At 70.5% G+C, this 16,905-nt stretch carries 14 protein-coding genes and 2 tRNA genes; 4 read left to right on the forward strand and 12 right to left on the reverse strand.

The genetic code is table 11. From position 1 onward, the window contains the following. Position 1: 1 nt before the first annotated feature. Entirely contained in the window at positions 2–256 is a 255-nt protein-coding gene (locus ASG60_RS05965) for a DUF3297 family protein (RefSeq protein ID WP_056384493.1), read from the reverse strand. 47 nt (positions 257–303) lie between these two features. Beyond that, on the reverse strand, positions 304–918 hold the full coding sequence (locus ASG60_RS05970) for a CatB-related O-acetyltransferase (RefSeq protein WP_056384494.1): 615 nt from the start codon (positions 916–918) through the stop codon (positions 304–306). An 84-nt stretch (positions 919–1,002) separates the two neighbouring features. Here ASG60_RS05970 and ASG60_RS05975 point away from each other — a divergent pair, with 84 nt between their 5' ends. Then, positions 1,003–3,336 (forward strand): NADP-dependent malic enzyme, encoded by a 2,334-nt coding sequence (locus ASG60_RS05975; RefSeq protein ID WP_056168249.1) that lies wholly within the window; start codon positions 1,003–1,005, stop codon positions 3,334–3,336. 111 nt (positions 3,337–3,447) lie between these two features. Here the strand turns inward: ASG60_RS05975 and ASG60_RS05980 are convergent, their stop codons facing one another. From ASG60_RS05980 to ASG60_RS06000, 5 genes are all read right to left on the reverse strand, one after another. After that, entirely contained in the window at positions 3,448–4,362 is a 915-nt protein-coding gene (locus ASG60_RS05980) for a hypothetical protein (RefSeq protein WP_056384495.1), read from the reverse strand. A 333-nt stretch (positions 4,363–4,695) separates the two neighbouring features. Next, positions 4,696–4,770, reverse strand: a tRNA-Gly gene (locus tag ASG60_RS05985). Between the two features lie 100 nt (positions 4,771–4,870). Further along, positions 4,871–4,945 (reverse strand) — tRNA-Gly (locus ASG60_RS05990). Positions 4,946–5,094: 149 nt separating this feature from the next. Then, the gene (locus tag ASG60_RS05995) at positions 5,095–5,580 is read right to left on the reverse strand and encodes an NUDIX domain-containing protein (RefSeq protein WP_056168254.1); all 486 of its coding nucleotides are present in this window, start codon (positions 5,578–5,580) and stop codon (positions 5,095–5,097) included. A 2-nt stretch (positions 5,581–5,582) separates the two neighbouring features. Continuing rightward, complete coding sequence (locus ASG60_RS06000; RefSeq protein ID WP_056384496.1) at positions 5,583–6,281, reverse strand: fumarylacetoacetate hydrolase family protein; 699 nt, start codon at positions 6,279–6,281, stop codon at positions 5,583–5,585. 191 nt (positions 6,282–6,472) lie between these two features. Between ASG60_RS06000 and ASG60_RS06005 the strand changes: the two genes are divergently transcribed. From ASG60_RS06005 to ASG60_RS06015, 3 genes are all read left to right on the forward strand, one after another. After that, positions 6,473–7,948, forward strand: coding sequence for an FAD-binding oxidoreductase (locus ASG60_RS06005; protein ID WP_056358838.1), 1,476 nt, complete (start codon positions 6,473–6,475; stop codon positions 7,946–7,948). A gap of 285 nt (positions 7,949–8,233) precedes the next feature. Continuing rightward, positions 8,234–8,527, forward strand: coding sequence for a DUF2218 domain-containing protein (locus ASG60_RS06010; RefSeq protein ID WP_056168259.1), 294 nt, complete (start codon positions 8,234–8,236; stop codon positions 8,525–8,527). A 62-nt stretch (positions 8,528–8,589) separates the two neighbouring features. Then, entirely contained in the window at positions 8,590–9,864 is a 1,275-nt protein-coding gene (locus ASG60_RS06015) for an aminopeptidase (RefSeq protein ID WP_056384497.1), read from the forward strand. 113 nt (positions 9,865–9,977) lie between these two features. Here ASG60_RS06015 and ASG60_RS06020 read toward each other — a convergent pair whose 3' ends face one another. The 5 genes from ASG60_RS06020 to ASG60_RS06040 form a co-directional block, all read right to left on the reverse strand. Continuing rightward, a complete protein-coding gene (locus ASG60_RS06020; RefSeq protein ID WP_056262619.1) occupies positions 9,978–10,958 on the reverse strand; it encodes a lipid A biosynthesis lauroyl acyltransferase in 981 nt (326 codons plus the stop codon). Between the two features lie 120 nt (positions 10,959–11,078). Continuing rightward, positions 11,079–12,101: a zinc-binding dehydrogenase gene (locus tag ASG60_RS06025; protein ID WP_056384498.1), complete on the reverse strand. Its 1,023-nt coding sequence runs from the start codon at positions 12,099–12,101 to the stop codon at positions 11,079–11,081. A 17-nt stretch (positions 12,102–12,118) separates the two neighbouring features. Further along, positions 12,119–13,603, reverse strand: coding sequence for an exopolyphosphatase (gene ppx / locus ASG60_RS06030; RefSeq protein WP_056262729.1), 1,485 nt, complete (start codon positions 13,601–13,603; stop codon positions 12,119–12,121). Positions 13,604–13,688: 85 nt separating this feature from the next. Further along, the gene (locus tag ASG60_RS06035; RefSeq protein WP_244474215.1) at positions 13,689–16,085 is read right to left on the reverse strand and encodes an RNA degradosome polyphosphate kinase; all 2,397 of its coding nucleotides are present in this window, start codon (positions 16,083–16,085) and stop codon (positions 13,689–13,691) included. Between the two features lie 101 nt (positions 16,086–16,186). Then, positions 16,187–16,900, reverse strand: a complete 714-nt coding sequence (locus ASG60_RS06040) for a hypothetical protein (protein ID WP_056168412.1) — start codon at positions 16,898–16,900, stop codon at positions 16,187–16,189. Positions 16,901–16,905 lie beyond the last annotated feature (5 nt).

Genomic DNA, 16,905 nt, shown 5'->3' on the forward strand with positions numbered 1-16,905 from the left:
CTCAGCCCTCGACCACCGCATCATCGCGAAAATACGGCTCGACCACGCCCTTCAGCTTCACCGTCATCGGGTTGCCGGCCCGGTCGAGGGTCTTGCCGGCCGAGAGGCGGACCCAGCCCTCGCTGACGCAGTATTCCTCGACGTTGGTCTTCTCGACGCCCTTGAAGCGGATGCCGATGCCGCGCTCGAGGATCTTCTCGTCGTAGAACGGGCTGTTGGGGTTCACGGCGAGGCGGTCGGGGGGCGTGTCGGACATCGTCGGGCGGCCTTGTCGATCGGTTTCGAGAGAAGCGGGTAAGGGATTCAGGCGCCGCCCGCAACGTTCAGGGCTTTGGCCGCCGCGATGAGGTCGTCCGTGCGCCCGCTCTGGAGCAGCGGCACGAGGCCCGCCACCGCCGAGTGCGGCAGGTCCCACCACGCGGTCTCGATGAGCGCCGCGACGGTGGCGGGATCGAAGCGGTGGCGCACCACCCGGGCCGGGTTGCCGGCGACCACCGCGTAGGGCGGCACGTCCCGGCTCACCACGGCGTGGGCCGCCACCACGGCGCCGTGGCCGATGGTGACGCCCGACAGGACGAGGCAGCCCGAGCCGAGCCACACATCCGAGCCGATCACGACGTCGCCGCGCGAGACATGGTAATCGCCCGGCGCGTCGAGGCCCGGCCACAGGCCCGGCAGGGCGGCGAACGGGTAGGTCGAGACCCAGTCGAGGCGATGCCCCCCGCCGAGCAGGATCTCGACCTTGTCGGCGATGGAACAAAACCGGCCGATCGTCAGGCTCCGCCCCGATTCGGGAAACCGGACCTTCGGGCGCCCGTAAGAGTAGGCGCCGATGGAGAAACCGTAGCGCGCGGCGAGGCGGGCGAGGTGAATCCGGGTCTCGTTGTTCGGGTTGCGCCCACTCCGCAGGCGGTGCAACAGGGTCCTCAACCGAAGCACCCCGGACCCGACCGGAACGGTGCTCCACAACGCGCACGGCGCAGGTTCCTGGGAGTGAGGCTCATGGGCGACAACATGTCCGACGATCTCAAGTCCGGAGCGCTCGTCTACCACCGCCTGCCGCGTCCCGGAAAGCTCGAGATCCAGGCCACCAAGCCGCTAGGCAACCAGCGCGACTTGGCGCTCGCCTATTCCCCCGGCGTCGCCGCCGCCTGCGAGGCCATCGCGGCCGATCCGCAGGAGGCCGCCACCCTCACCATCCGCCAGAACCTCGTCGCCGTTCTCACCAACGGCACGGCGGTGTTGGGCCTCGGCAACATCGGCCCCCTCGCCTCGAAGCCCGTGATGGAAGGCAAGGCGGTCCTGTTCAAGAAGTTCGCCGGCATCGACGTGTTCGACATCGAGGTCGACCAGAACGACGTCGACAAGCTCGTCGACGTGGTCTGCGCCCTGGAGCCGACCTTCGGCGGCATCAACCTCGAGGACATCAAGGCCCCCGAGTGCTTCGAGGTCGAGGAGCGCTGTCGCGCCCGGATGAACATCCCGGTCTTCCACGACGACCAGCACGGCACCGCGATCATCGTGGCGGCCGCCGTCCTCAACGCCCTCGAACTGTCCGGCAAGCAGCTCGGCGATGTCCGCATCGTCACCTCGGGCGCGGGGGCGGCGGCCCTCGCCTGCCTCAATCTCCTCGTGTCCCTCGGCGCGAAGGTCCAGAACATCACCGTCACGGACATCAAGGGCGTGGTCTACAAGGGCCGCCCCGAGTTGATGGACCGGTGGAAGGACATCTACGCGCAGGAGACCGAGGCCCGGACGCTGGCCGAAGTGATCCCCGGGGCGGACGTGTTCATCGGCCTCTCGGCCGGCGGGGTGCTCAAGCCCGAATACCTCGAGAAGATGGCCGAGAAGCCCCTGATCATGGCGCTGGCCAACCCCTATCCGGAGATCATGCCCGATCTCGCGCAGGAGAAGCGCCCCGACGCGATGATCTGCACCGGGCGTTCGGACTTCCCGAACCAGGTCAACAACGTCCTGTGCTTCCCCTACATCTTCCGCGGCGCCCTCGATGTTGGCGCCACCTCGATCAACGAGGAGATGAAGAAGGCCGCCGTGAAGGCCATCGCGGCGCTCGCCCGCGAGACCCCCTCCGACGTGGTCGCCCGCGCGTATGGCGGCGAGGCCCGCCCCTTCGGCCGGCACTCGCTCATCCCGAGCCCGTTCGACCCGCGCCTGATCCTGCGCATCGCTCCCGCGGTCGCGCAGGCGGCGATGGAATCCGGCGTCGCCGGCCGGCCGTTGGAGAATCTCCAGGCCTACGCCGACAGCCTCGACCGCTTCGTCCACCGCTCGGGCTTCATCATGAAGCCGATCTTCACGAAGGCGAAGGAGAACCCCAAGCGCGTCATCTACGCCGAGGGCGAGGACGAGCGCGTCCTGCGCGCCGCCCAGGCCATCGTCGAGGACGGGGTGGCGCGGCCCATCCTGGTCGGGCGCCCGCGCGTGATCGAGACCCGGATCAAGCGCTTCGGCCTGACCCTGCGACAGGGCGAGCATTTCGACCTCATCGATCCCGAGGACGATCCGCGCTACCGCGACTACGTCGCCACCTATCTCGAAGTCGCCGGCCGGCGCGGCATCACGCCGGACGCCGCCCGCACCCTGGTGCGCACCAACAACACGGTGATCGGCGCCATCGCCGTACGCCGGGGCGAGGCCGACGCGCTGATCTGCGGCCTGGAGGGCCGGTTCGAGACGCGGCTGCGGGTGATCCGCGACGTCATCGGCATGGCGCCGGGCGTCCTCGATTTCGCCGCCATGAGCCTCATCGTCACGAAGAAGGGTGCCTACTTCCTCGCCGACACCCATGTGCGCCAGGATCCGAGTGCCGAGGAGATCGCCGACGTGGCGGTGGCCTGCGCCGAGCACGTGCGCCGCTTCGGCCTCACCCCGAAGATCGCCCTGCTCAGCCACTCGGATTTCGGACAATCGGATTCGCGCTCGTCCCTGAAGATGCGCTCGGCCCTCGGCCTGATCCGGTCCCGGGAACCCGCCCTGCAGGTGGACGGCGAGATGCAGGCCGACACCGCCCTCTCGGAACTCATCCGCGACCGGGTGATGCCGGATTCGTACCTCAAGGGTGCGGCCAACGTGCTGATTCTGCCCAACCTCGACGCGGCCAACATCGCGTTCCAGTTCGCCAAGGTGCTCGCCGACGCCCTTCCGGTCGGGCCGCTCCTCATCGGCCCGGCCAAGCCCGCCCACATTCTCTCGCCCTCGGTGACGGCCCGCGGCATCGTCAACATCACCGCCGCCGCCGTGGTCGAGGCCCAGGCCGGCGATGTCGCCGCGATCACGGCTCTAGCCGAAAAGGGCGCGGCGCCGACCGCCGAATAGTCGCCTCTCCCATCCAGCGGACCGAAACGCTAAAAGGCCCCCGGAGCGATCCGGGGGCCTTTTCCATGTTCGGCACTGTCCCGCCGGCCGGGAGCCGGCGGGCGGTTCGGATCAGTCGCGACGGGTGCCGTACGCCAAGGCCGGATCGACGGCGCCGAAGCGGCCACCCAGGAAGGCCGCGAGGGCACCGAGAACCAGGGCCAGGGACGCGTAGAGCGCACCCTGCGTCGCAGCGGTGCGGGTCGCCTCGGCGGCGGCGGCGGCCTTCTGCTTGGCGTCCGCTGCGGCCTGCTCGTACTGCTTGCGGTAGTTCTGGACCTGAGCCTTGGCCTCGTCGGGCGAGATGCCCTGCGCCTTGGCGAGGGCATCGGTGGCGCGGGCCTCGGCCTCGGCCTGCTGGGCCGCATCACCCGAGAGGTAGGCCCGCACGGCCTGGGCGGCGGTGTCGCGCAGGGCGGCGGGGTCCTGGCCACCCGAGGTCTGACGGACCTTGTTCTCGATGCCGTCGAGGGGGTTGGTCAGCTTGGTGAGCGAGGGGGCCGCAGCCTGGGCCGCCGTCTGGGTGGCACCGCCGATGGCCGAACCCGCGCCGCCGAGGACGCTGGTGAGGCCGCCGAACGCGCCGCCGATGAGGCCGCCGACCGCCGACGTGAGCAGGTAGACGATGACCAGGGTGGTCACCGCCCACGACACGAGGCCGTGGTAGCCGCTGGTGCCGGCCGAGGGCTTGCCCGACAGGCGTCCGGCGAGGAAGCCGCCGATGAGCGAGGCGACGATGCCCGAGGCGACCCACCAGATCCCGGCGCCCGTCGACAGGCTGGCGGCGGTGGGCGTGTCGTTGCCCGTGGGGTTCAGGGTCGCGAGGCCGATGCCGAGGCCGACCATGTTGAGGATCATCTGTGCCACGAGGGCGATGACCGCGCCGGCGAAGATCGCGCCCCAGGAGACCTGATGCAGCAGGAGCGGGCTGCGCGGCTCGATGGCGGCTGACGATGCGATGGGCGTGCGTGTGGGTGTAACGGCCAAGATGAACTCCCGAGGATCTGAAGACGGCGATTCGGATTGGAACGGCCGGGGTGGTGCGCGGTGGGATGTCGGCTCGACCCGGCGGCCGAGGGATGGAGGCGATGAACCGGATTGCACGCGAGCGGGCACATCCTGCCCGCCGACACGCCATCACAGGTCATCGCCGGTCCCAACGTGCGGTTCCGAGAATTGTTCGCGGTGCTTCGCCGTTGCCGTCGGGATCGACCCTTCGGGCGGGGCGGGGCGACCGGCGAGTCGCAGCCATGGCCCTGAAACGCAAAAACGGCCCCGAAGGACCGTCCTGACTGCGCCGAAACTTTGGTAAATTTAAATTGGAGCGGGCGAAGGGATTCGAACCCTCGACCCCAACCTTGGCAAGGTTGTGCTCTACCCCTGAGCTACACCCGCTCACGCCACGATGCCGGCACGGAGCTGGCGATCGGGATCGTCTTCTTCACGAAGCCACCAGGCCTGGGTGGGCCGCGGCGTCGCGTCGTCTCGGTCGAATTGGAGCGGGCGAAGGGATTCGAACCCTCGACCCCAACCTTGGCAAGGTTGTGCTCTACCCCTGAGCTACACCCGCTCACAACCGCGCCGCTGGTGGAAAGAACCGCCGGCGGCCCCGGACGGCGTCTCTAAACACCATTCCGCCGAGCGTTGCAAGGGCCGTCCGGCCGATTCCCGTAGCCGGCGCGTTTCGTGGAATTCAGCGGGCCCCGGGGCGATCGCACCTCACCACTGCGCCGCCGGCGGCAGGCCTTCGCGGATCTCGCGCAGGCGCGCGCGGGTGGCGGACGTCGTCGCCTCGGGGAGCGCATCGAGGCGGAAGAACCCACTTTCGGCGATCTCCCGATCGGGACGCTTGGCGGCCGGCACGGTGAAGGCCGGGGCGAGGTAGAGGGCGACGTGATCGCGGCCCGCTCCCGTCGCGTGGTGGTAGAACCCGTGCAGCCGAAGGGTCTCCCCCGGATCGACGACGATCCCGGCCTCCTCACGGAACTCGCGGATCATCGCCGCGACAGCATTCTCCCCCACCTCGACCCCGCCGCCCGGCAGGTGCCACCCGGCCACATAGGTGTGGCGTACGAGGCAGACGCGGCCCTGCCCGTCGATGGCCGCGCCGCGTACCCCGAGCGTCATCCCGCGCGTGGCCAGGGCGCCCAGATGGAACAGGCGGCGCAGCAGCGGCCGGTCCAGAAGCCCCAGCGTCGAGGGCATCCTCACACCACGCGCAGTTCGATCGCACCGAGGCCGTCGATGGCCGCGCGCAGGGTCTGGCCCCGCGTCACCGCCCCGACGCCGGAGGGCGTCCCGGTGAAGATGAGGTCGCCCGGCTGCAGGGTGAAGTAGGCCGACAGGTAGGCGATCTGCTCAGAGACGGACCACAGCATCTCCGACAGGTCGCCGCGCTGGTGCTCGGTGCCGTCGACGTCGAGGGTGATGGCGCCGTGGTCCGGATGCCCGATGGCCGAGACGGGATGGAGCGGGCCGATGGGCCCGGAGGCATCGGCCGCCTTGGCGAGGTCCCATGGCCGCGCGAGGCGCTTGGCCTCGTCCTGGACATCGCGCCGGGTCATGTCGAGCCCGACCGCGTAGCCGTAGACGTGGTCGAGGGCGGATGCGACGGCGATGTCGGCGCCCCCGGTGGACAGGGCCACCACCATCTCGACTTCGAAATGATAATTCTCCGTGCGGGGCGGATAGGGGTGCTCCACCGCGTGCGGGCCGGCCACGATCTGCAGGGCGTCGGCGGGCTTCATGAAGAAGAACGGCGGCTCGCGCTCGGGGTCCTTGCCCATCTCACGGGCATGGGCCGCGTAGTTGCGCCCGACGCAGTAGACGCGCCGGACGGGAAACAGGTCCGCGCTGCCGACGATGGGCAGCGCGATACGCGGCGGGTTGGGGATCACGGACAGCATCGTTGAGGTCTCCCGGGGATCGGACGCGCGGCCCCCCGCCCTGCACAGAGGCCGCGCGCCCCCTATCATAGGGAGAGCGCCCGGCCACGCCATCCCGGCGACGCGCGCCTTCGACGATCGCCCCGCGAGATCCTCCCGTGCCTCCTTCTCCCGACTTGCCCGCCCAAAACTCGCCCGCCCAAAACTCGCCCATTCAGGACGTCCTGAGCCGCGACTTGCTGGCCGCCCTGACCGGCCGTCTCGGCGCGGCTCACGTGCTCACCGCATCCGAGGATCTCGAGCCCTACCTCGTCGAGACGCGCGGGCTGCACCGCGGCCGAGCCCTCGCGGTGGCGCGCCCGGCCGACGCGGCCGAGGCGGCCTTCGTGGTGGAGCGGTGCGCCGCCGCCGGAGTGCCCGTGGTGGCTCAGGGCGGCAACACCGGCCTCGTCGGCGGCGGCGTGCCCCAGGGCGGGATCGTCCTGTCGCTGGCCCGCCTCGCCCGGGTGCGGTCCGTCGATCCCACCAACGCCACCATCACCGTCGAGGCCGGCGTCACCCTGGCGGACGTCCAGGCGGCGGCGGAGGCGGCCGGAATGCTGTTCCCCCTGTCGCTGGCCTCGGAGGGCTCGTGCCGCATCGGCGGCAATCTCTCGACCAACGCCGGCGGCACGGCGGTGCTGGCCTACGGCAACGCCCGCGACCTCGTCCTCGGGCTCGAAGTGGTGCTGGCGGACGGCCGGATCTGGAACGGGCTCAAGGGTTTGCGGAAGGACAACGCCGGCTACGACCTGAAGCACCTCTTCGTCGGCTCGGAGGGGACGCTGGGCATCATCACCGCCGCCGTCCTGAAGCTGTTTCCCAAGCCCGTGAGCCGGGGCGTCGGTTTCGTCGGCCTCGCCGATCCGGCCGCCGCGCTCGCCCTGTTCGCCCACCTGCGCACCCGGGCGGGGCGCGACCTCACCGCCTTCGAGGTGATCCCGCCCTTCGGGCTGGAGATCGTCCTGCGCCATACGCCGGGCGCGACGCCCCCCCTGGCGGGCCGGCACGGCACCTACGCGCTCATCGAATTCTCCTCGACCCGGCCCGACGCGCCGGCCACGGAAGCCCTCGAAATGGCGCTCGGCGAGGCCATCGAGGCCGGCCTCGTGGAGGATGCGACCCTGGGCGCCAGCGAGGCCCAGAACCAGGCCCTGTGGACCCTGCGCGAGAACCTGTCGGAGGTGCAGCGGCGCGAGGGCGGCTCGATCAAGCACGACGTCTCGGTACCGCTGACGGCGCTTCCCGCGTTCCTCGATCGGGCGACCCGGGCCTGCGAAGCGGCGATGCCGGGCCTGCGCGTCTGCGCCTTCGGCCATTTCGGCGACGGCAACATCCACTTCAACCTGAGCCAGCCCATCGGCATGGACCGGGCGGCGTTCCTCGACCAATGGGGGCGCTTCAACCGCATCGTCCACGACGTGGTGGAGAGCCTCGGCGGTTCCATCGCCGCCGAACACGGCGTCGGTCTGATCAAGCGCGACGAACTCGCCCGCTACGGCGACCCCGTCGCCCTCGACCTCATGCGCCGCCTCAAGACGGCCCTCGATCCGCACGGAATCCTGAACCCCGGCAAGGTGGTCCCGGAGCAGGCTCCACCGGGCGCGCACGCGGAGCCCGGGGGCACCGGGCCGGCCGCCCTCCTCTGAGCCGGGGAGTCCACGCGCTCTTTTGCCGGAACCCGAACGCGCATTGCCGGATTGTCATTGTGCAACGCACCAATCCCGTTCAGACTGCGTTTCGCGCCGCGCCATAGAATCGGCGTCAATGGCCCCAAGGATATGAGGAGACGGCGGTTTTTCGGACAGTGCGGTGCGGCAGGTTACCCCGCCTTAACCGTCACCCCCTTCAATCGGTCCGAAGATTCCGCCCCGAAGATTCGATTGCGCCGTGGCGCGACCCCGCCCCTCTGGGGCAGCGATGGAGATCCGACGATGCCGACCTCTCAGGCGAGAGTCCCCACGGCCGAGGCGAGCCGCTACCTGAAGCAGCTCTGCCGGCACTGGAGCCACAAGTTCCCCGTCGAGGCCACCGATGACGCCGGCCGCGTGCCGTTCGGCGAGGATCGGGTCTGCACCTTCGAGGCCGAGGCCGACGCCCTCCTGATGCGGGTGGCGACGCCCGATCCCGCGGCCCTGACCCGCCTCGAGAACGTGGTCTCCGATCACCTCCTGCGCTTTGCCTTCCGCGAGAACCTCGGCGAGATCACTTGGTCGCGCGCCGCTTGACCTGATCTCCCGGGACCTGATCTTGAGCGAACGCTCACAGCAGGTTCGAGGGAGATCAAGGGATGGATACGCACGGTCAGGCCGGCGGAGCGGGCTCGGCTCCATCCGCCCATGCCACACGCCTGGAACGCCTCGCGGAAGTGGCCGTCAAGGTCGGCCTCGGGCTGCGGCCCGGCCAGGAACTCGTGATCACGGCGCCCCTGGAGACCGTCGCCCTCGTGCGGGCGATCACGGTCGAGGCGTACAAGGCCGGCGCCTCCCTGGTCACCACGTTCTACTCCGACGACGACGCCACCCTGGCGCGCTTCGCCTACGCCCCGGAGGAGGCCTTCGACACGGCCGCCGGATGGCTCTATTCCGGCATGGCGGAAGCCTACCGCAACGGCGCCGCGCGCCTCGCCGTGGCGGGTGACGACCCCTCTCTGCTCGCCGGCCAGGACACGGCGCGGGTGTCGCGCGCCAACCGCGCCCGCTCGCAGGCCTACGTGCCGGCCCTCGAACTCATCGCCAACTTCGCCACGAACTGGACCATCGTCTCGGCCGCCACCGTGCCGTGGGCCCGCACGGTGTTCCCCGATCTCCCCGAGGACGCAGCCGTGGCCCGCCTGTGGGACGCGATCTTCGCAGCCTCGCGGGTCGACGGGCCGGACCCCATCGGCGCCTGGGAGGCGCACAACGCCGCGCTCCACGCCCGCATGGGCACCCTCAACGCCCATCGCTTCGCGGCCCTGCGCTTCCAGGGGCCGGGCACGGACCTCACGGTGGGGCTCGCCGACGACCACGAATGGTGCGGCGGCGCCTCGGTCTCGCGCAGCGGCATCACCTGCAACGCCAACATCCCCACCGAGGAGGTGTTCACCACCCCCCACAAGGATCGGGTCGACGGGTTCGTCACGAGCACCAAGCCCCTGTCCTATCAGGGCACCCTCATCGACGGCATCCGGGTGCGGTTCGAGGCGGGCCGCATCGTCGAGGCCGAGGCGCGCACGGGTGGCGCGGTGCTCGCCAAGGTCCTGGAGACCGACGCGGGTGCGCGCCAACTCGGCGAGGTCGCCCTGGTGCCGGCCTCCTCGGCGATCTCGGCCTCGGGGCTGCTGTTCTACAACACCCTCTACGACGAGAATGCCGCGAGCCACATCGCGCTCGGCCAAGCCTACAGCAAGTGCTTCCTCAACGGCGGCGCGGATTTCAGCGAGGCGGATCTGGTGGCGCGCGGGGCCAACCGCAGCCTGATCCACATCGACTGGATGATCGGTTCGGCCGCGGTCGACGTCGATGGCCTCACGGCGGAGGGCCGGGCGATCCCGGTGATGCGCGCCGGCGAGTGGATCGACTGAGCGCAGTTCCGGGATTCCGAAGGGCCAGCCCTTCGGCGGGTGTCGGGCGGAGCCCGACGAAGAACCCAGGGCGCTGCCCTGGACCCGCGAAGGGCTGGCCCTTCGAACCCGGATCAGGTGGCGGGCGCAGCCGCCTCGGTGGCGGATGTCGCCGGCGCCTTCGGCTTCGGCAGCATGGCCGGGCGCCAGCGCCGGTGCATCCAGAGCCATTGTCCGGGATTCTCGCGGATCCAGTCCTCGACCACCCGGGTCATGGCCTGCATGGCGCCCTGGACGTCGATCTCGCCCTTGGCGTCGCGCGGCAGGTCGAGGGGTGGGGTGAGTTCGAGGGCGAAGCGCGCGCCCTCCCGCCGCACCACGCGCACGCCGTGGACCGGGCATTCGTAGTGTCGGGCGAGCTTGCCGAGCAGGGGGTTGACGAGGACGGGGCGGCCGAAGAACTCGACCACGACGCCCCGGGTGAAATGCTGGTCGATGAGCTGGCCGAGGTGTCCGCCGCGCTCCACCACGCCCTGCATGGCGAAGACGGCGCCCTGCCCGGCCGCCGCCAGGCCGCCCATGGTCTGGCGGCGCACCTCCTGCACGAGCCGCGCGGAGGCCGCGTCGTTGGGCGGCCGGAAGATCGCCGTGGCGTCGAGGCCGTAGCGGGCCGCGCAGATCGCCGGCAATTCCCAGTTGGCGAGGTGCGCCGAGAAGATCAGCCCCGGCTTCCCGTCGTCGCGCAGGTCCGCGAAATGGCCCTCGCCCGAGACCTGCATGCGCTGGCTCGACGGATCGGTGTCGTCGGCATCGAACAGGGTGTGGAGGTGGGCGTATTCGGCGCCCGTTCGGCCGAGATTGTCCCAAGCCTCCGCCGCCAGCGCCCGCCGGGCGGCCGGATCGAGGTCGGGGAACGCGGCCGCGAGGTTGGCCATGGCGGTCCGATGGGCCGGCAGGAACGGGCCGACGGTCCGGACCAAGCGCCCGCCGATCCGGCTCGCCCGGTCGGTGCCGAGCCGGCGCGCCAGCCAGAACAGGGTCCGGATCAGGGGGATCATCGCCAGCCCGGCAAGGCGCGGCAGGTGGCGTTTCAGGACCAGAGCGAGGCGGAGCAAGGCGATTTCCGTGCGGACGAGCGCTCACGGCGACGCTCACCCTCCCCGCTTAGATCATTTTCTCGCGGGGGTGCACCCGGTCTGCGTCCAACAGCCGGGCGGTCCCGGCGAGACGCTCCGTCACAGGGTGACGAGAATCTTGCCGAACACCTTGCGGGATTCGAGGCGCTCCAGCCCCTGGGCGAAATCGGCGAGCGGCAGGATCGTATCCACCACGGGGGTGAGGCCCTCGGCCATCTTGGCGAGCGACTGGCGGATGTTGGCCATGGAGCAGCCGAACGAGCCGGTGATGCGGTATTGCTGCTGGAACAGCTGCATCAGGTTCATGGTGGTGGAGACGCCCGAGGTCGACCCGCAGGTGACGAGGCGCCCGCCGCGCTTGAGGCACAGGAGCGAGCCGTTCCAGGTGTCGGGCCCGACATGCTCGAACACCACGTCGACGCCCTTGCGCTTCGTCAGCCGGCGGACCTCGCCCTCGAAGCGTTCGTCGCGGTAGTTGATGACGTGGTCGGCGCCGAGCGCCTTGGCCTTCTCCCCCTTGGCGTCGTCGCCGACCGTGGTGAACACCGTGCAGCCGATGGCCTTGGCCATCTTGATCGCCGCCGTGCCGATGCCGGAGCCGCCGGCATGGACCAGGATGCTTTCGCCGGGCTCCAGCTTCGCGTTGTCGAACAGCATGTGCTGCACGGTGCCGAAGGCGATGGGCGCGCAGGCGGCATCGGTGAAGCCGACCCCGTCCGGCACCCGGACCACGAGACGGGCCGGCATGGTCACGAACTCGCGGGCGAACCCATCGATGTGGAAGCCCATCACGCCGGCGACGTTCTCGCAGAGATTGTCGCGGCCCTCCCGGCAGGCCTTGCACTGGCCGCAGGTCTGGGCGCCGTAGAGGGCCACGCGGTCGCCCTCGGCCAGGCCCTCGACGCCCTCGCCGACGCAGGCGATCTCGCCCGAAGCTTCGGCGCCCACGGTGAGGGGCAGCTTGCGCTTGGCGAAGGCCATGCCGCGAAAGCCCCACACGTCGATGAAATTGAGGCCAACCGCCCGGACGCGGATCCGGACCTCGCCGGGGCTGGGGAGAGCCGGGGCCTCGATCTCGCTCACGCGCAGGTCGCGGTCGCCGAAGAGCTGGAGGGCTTGCATGGGGTCTCGATCCGAACTCAGGCGATCACGATGCGGCCGTCGAGGCCGATGACGCGGCCGACGCCGCGGACGCGGTTGAGGATGCGGTCACCCGCCAGGGTCTCGCAATCGGGCGGCATGGTCAGGGTGACGCGCCCCTCCACGACGGCGACGGGAAGATTGCCGAGGCTGCCCGTCATTCCGGCCGTCAGCGGGAAGGCGAGGCGCAGGAGGGCGCCGAGCAGGCGGGCCCGGTCGAACAGGCGGGCCCCGGCGAGGTTGCGCAGCATCGGGCTCGCCTTTTCCGGCGCGACGCCCTCGTGGCGGAAGTATACGGCGAGCGCCAGATAGGCCCGACCGGGATGGTCGATGCCGACGAAGGCCGCGTGGGTGATCACGTTGACGCTCTGCTCGCCGCGATAGTCAGGGTGGGCCCGCCAGCCGATATCCGAGAGCAGGCAGGCGGCGTGCCGCAGACGACGCTCGTCCGCCGTCTCGGGCGCGTCGAGGGAGGCGATGAAGCGGTCGGTCCAGGCGATGAGATCCGTGGCATGCCCCGGCGAGCGGGCCCGCAGGGCATTGAGTTCGGCGGCCGCCACCAGGAGCGGATCGGCCAGCCGCGCGTCCCGGTCGAGCTGCTCGTAGAGCAGGCCCTCGCGCACGCCCGCGGCCGAGACCGCGAGTTCGCGCGGGCGCCCGACCCGGAGGATTTCCTCCAGCACCACCGCCCCGTAGGCGAGCAGTGGCCGGCGGGCCTCGGAGACGCTCTCGACGTCCTGCAGCAGGGCCGCGTCCGTGCGCTCCACCACTTCGAGGAAGTTGAGTTCGTCCGAGGGCTCGACGCTGTAGCCGTGCATCACGTGGAGCGGGTAGCCCCGCGCGGCCTGATGCAAGCGGGCCAGGGCCCGCCAGGTGCCGCCGACGGCGTAGAAGCTGCGTCCGCGCAGGGTCTCGAGTTGGGGGGCGGCCTTCTTCAGGTGCTCGCGCACGATCTTGATGGCCTTCTTGGGCGAATTGCCCGAGAGGTCCTGAAGGGCCAGTCCGCCGAGCGGCATGGTCACGCCCGTGCCCACGGTGGCGCCGCGCACGTCCACGAGTTCGAGGGAACCGCCGCCGAGATCGCCGACCACGCCGTCCGGCGCGTGGAAGCTCGATACGACGCCAAGCGCCGACAGCTCGGCCTCGCGCCGCCCCGACAGGAGCTCGATGGGGTGGCCGCAGGCGGCCTGCGCGGCCGCGAGGAACTCGGCGCCGTTCTGCGCGTCCCGGGCGGCGGCCGTGGCGAGCACGAAGACCCGGGCGACCCGCATGGTCTCGCACAGCACCCGGAACCGCGCGAGGGCGATCAGGGCACGCCGGACGGCCTCCTCGTTGAGGCGACCGGTGGTGAGCACGTTGCGGCCGAGCCCGCACAGGACCTTCTCGTTGTAGAGGGGCGTCGGCGCCCGCGTCAGCCCGTCATAGGCGACGAGCCGCACGGAGTTCGAGCCGATGTCGATGATGGCCACGGGCTCGCGGCGCATCGAGGCCGGCGACGCGTCGGCCCCGGACTCGCCGCGGGGTGGGCCGGCATGGTGGAGGCCCATGCATGTTCCTTCGGCAAGGCGCTCAGGCGCGCTGGGCACGGCGGCTCAGGGCGCGCGGGCTCGATTTCTTCGACGATTTGCCGCGCCCGGACAGGCTCGGATTCGTCATGAAATATTTATGGGCGTTGAACGGTTCCTCGCCCTCGGCCGGCTGGATCCGCTCACTCGCGCCAGACGCCAGTACACGCCAGCTCTGGCGGTTGTCGAGGAGGTTAGCCAGCATGATCTGATCGAGCACCTGCTGATGCACCGTGGGATTGGTGATGGGCAGGAGCGCCTCGACCCGGCGATCGAGGTTGCGGCTCATGAGATCGGCCGAGGAGATGTACACCGTCGCCTTGGGGTGAGGCAGCCCGACGCCGTTGCCGAAGCAGTAGATGCGCCCGTGCTCGAGGAAGCGCCCGACGATGGATTTCACCCGGATGGTCTCCGACAGGCCGGGGATGCCCGGCCGGAGGCAGCAGATGCCGCGGACCACGCAATCGATCTGCACGCCCGCCGCGCTGGCGTCGTACAGGGCGTCGATGATCTGCTGATCGACCAGGGAGTTGCACTTGATCCAGATCGCCGCCGGGCGCCCGGCCTTGGCGTGGGCGATCTCCTGCTCGATGTTCTCGAGGAGGCGGGGCTTCAGGGTCAGGGGTGAGACCGCCATGCGCTCGAGACCCGCGGGCTCGGCGTAGCCGGTGATGTAGTTGAAGATGCGCGACACGTCGCGGGCCACCACCGGATCGGCGGTGAAGAACGACAGGTCGGTGTAGATGCGCGCCGTGATCGGGTGATAGTTGCCGGTGCCGACGTGGCAGTAGCTCACGAGCTTGTCGCCCTCGCGCCGGACCACCATCGACAGCTTGGCGTGGGTTTTCAGCTCGACGAAGCCGAACACCACCTGCGCGCCGGCCTTCTCGAGGTTGCGCGCCCAGCGGATGTTCGCCTCCTCGTCGAAGCGGGCCTTGAGCTCGACGAGGGCGGTGACCGACTTGCCGAGTTCGGCAGCTTCCGCCAGGGCCGCCACGATGGGCGAGTTCGAGGAGGTGCGGTAGAGGGTCTGCTTGATCGCGACCACGTTGGGGTCGCGGGCGGCTTGCGCCAGGAACTGCACCACCGCGTCGAACGACTCGTAGGGGTGGTGGACGGTGAAATCCTTCTGCCGGATGGCCGCGAACACGTCGCCGCCGCTCTCGCGGATGCGCTCGGGGAAGCGCGGATTGTAGGCCTTGAACTTGAGCTCCGGCCGGTCGATCCCGACGATCTGCGACAGTTCGTTGAGCGCCAGCATGCCCTCGACCATGAAGACCGCATCGGGGCCGATCTCGAGTTCGTCGGCGACGAACGCACGCAGATCCTCCGACATGCCGGCCTCGACCTCGAGGCGGATGACGATGCCGCGGCGGCGCTGCTTCAGGGCCGTCTCGAAATGCAGGACGAGGTCCTCGGCCTCCTCCTCGATCTCGAGATCGGAATCGCGGATCACCCGGAACGCCCCGTGGCCGCGCAGGGAGTAGCCCGGGAACAGGCGTCCGGTGAACAGGACGATGACCTGCTCGATGGCGATGAACCGCGCCGTGGCGTCCCCGTCCGCATCGGGCAGGCGCACGAAGCGGTCGACCAGGGCCGGCAGGCGGATGAGGGCGCGCAGCACCCGCCCGTCCCGCGGACGCATGAGCATCAGGGCGACGGTCGACCCGAGGTTCGGGATGAACGGGAACGGATGGGCCGGATCGATGGCGAGCGGCGTCAGCACCGGGAAGACGTGGCTGAGGAAGTACTCCTCCAGCCAGGCCTTGTGCTCCGGCGTGAGGCCGGCCGGCTCGACGAGTTCGATGCCGACGCCGAGGAGTTCACCGCGCAACTCGCGCCAGCGCTGCTGCTGGTCGAGCGCCAGGCGCGACACGTCCGAACCGACGCGCGCGAGCTGCTCGGCCGGGCTCAGGCCGTCCTGCGAGGGCGCGACGAGGCCGGCGCGGACCTGATCGTGCAGGCCGGCGACACGCACCATGAAGAACTCGTCGAGGTTGTTGGCCGAGATCGAGAGGAAGCGCAGCTGTTCGAGCAGCGGGTGGTTGGGGTTCGAGGCCTCCTCCAGAACCCTTCGGTTGAACTGGAGCCAGGACAGCTCGCGGTTGACGAAGCGCTCGGGCGAGTGGCGCAGCGCGAGGCCGGCCTCGCGCACGGTGCCGCGGACGTCGGCGGCGGCGGGCAAGTCGGGTGCCGGCTCGGGCAGGGGCGCCTCCACCAGGGGCAGATCGACGTCCGGCCCGGCCTCCGCCGCGAGGGCCGCGGGCCCGTCCGCACCGATCGCGGGCTTTTCCTGAGCGACGCGTTTCGGCGCGGACCGTGTGGCCCGGGGACGGGCCACCGCACGTGTGGTCTCGGCCTCGGCGGGTCCGGTCTCCGATGCGGTCGCGTCCGATTCCATGTCCGCCAAGTGTCTGTCTCCTGAAAGCTGAGGGGCGGCTTCCTAGCATGCGGGAAGGCGCGGTTCTTGACGGTTCGATGACAGTTTCCGGTCCGCAGCCTCTAATCGTCGGCCTCGTCGTCGGTGGCATCGAGGCCGAGGCGGGCGAGCACGGCCAGCGCCAGGGGCCGGGTGATGCGCCGGCCGCGCCCAAGGGCGTCGCGGTCGAGTTCGCTCACCACCTGTCGGGCGAGGCCGAACGAGCGGTCGATGCGCAGGGCCAAGGCCTCGACCACGGCGAGATCGACCACGAGTTGGCGATCCACGAACAGCTTGACGAGGACGGCGCGCAGGAGCGCATCGTCGGGAGCGAGGATGGTGGCGCCGGGCGCCAGGCGCAGGCGGGAGCGCAGATCCGCCGTCGCGAGGCCCATGGCCTCCACGGCTTGCGCCGCCGTGACGAGGACGGGGCTGCCATGCTCCCGCGCGAGGTTGAGGAGATGGAACAGGGCCGCCTCGTCGCGACCCTCGGGCCGGTCGATGTCCTCGATGACGAGGGCGCCGTTGGAGACGAGGTGCGGCACCCGTGCGGCCTGGACCTCGGCGACGGAGGCGGTCCAGGCATGGGCCCGCGTCGCCCAGATCGAGGCGAGGTGGCTCTTGCCGCTGCCGGGCGGGCCGGTGAGGACGCAGACCGTGTCGGGCCAGTTCGGCCAGGCTTCCACGAGGCCGTAGGCCGCCTCGTTGGCGGGACCGACCAGAAAGTCCTCGCGCCCGTAGCGGGGGTCGGCGGGCAGGTCGAACGCAAGTTGCTTGGGGGGCGCATTCTCGCGGATGGCCA

This window comes from Methylobacterium sp. Leaf469 (genome assembly GCF_001424745.1).
Taxonomy (GTDB): Bacteria; Pseudomonadota; Alphaproteobacteria; order Rhizobiales; family Beijerinckiaceae; genus Methylobacterium.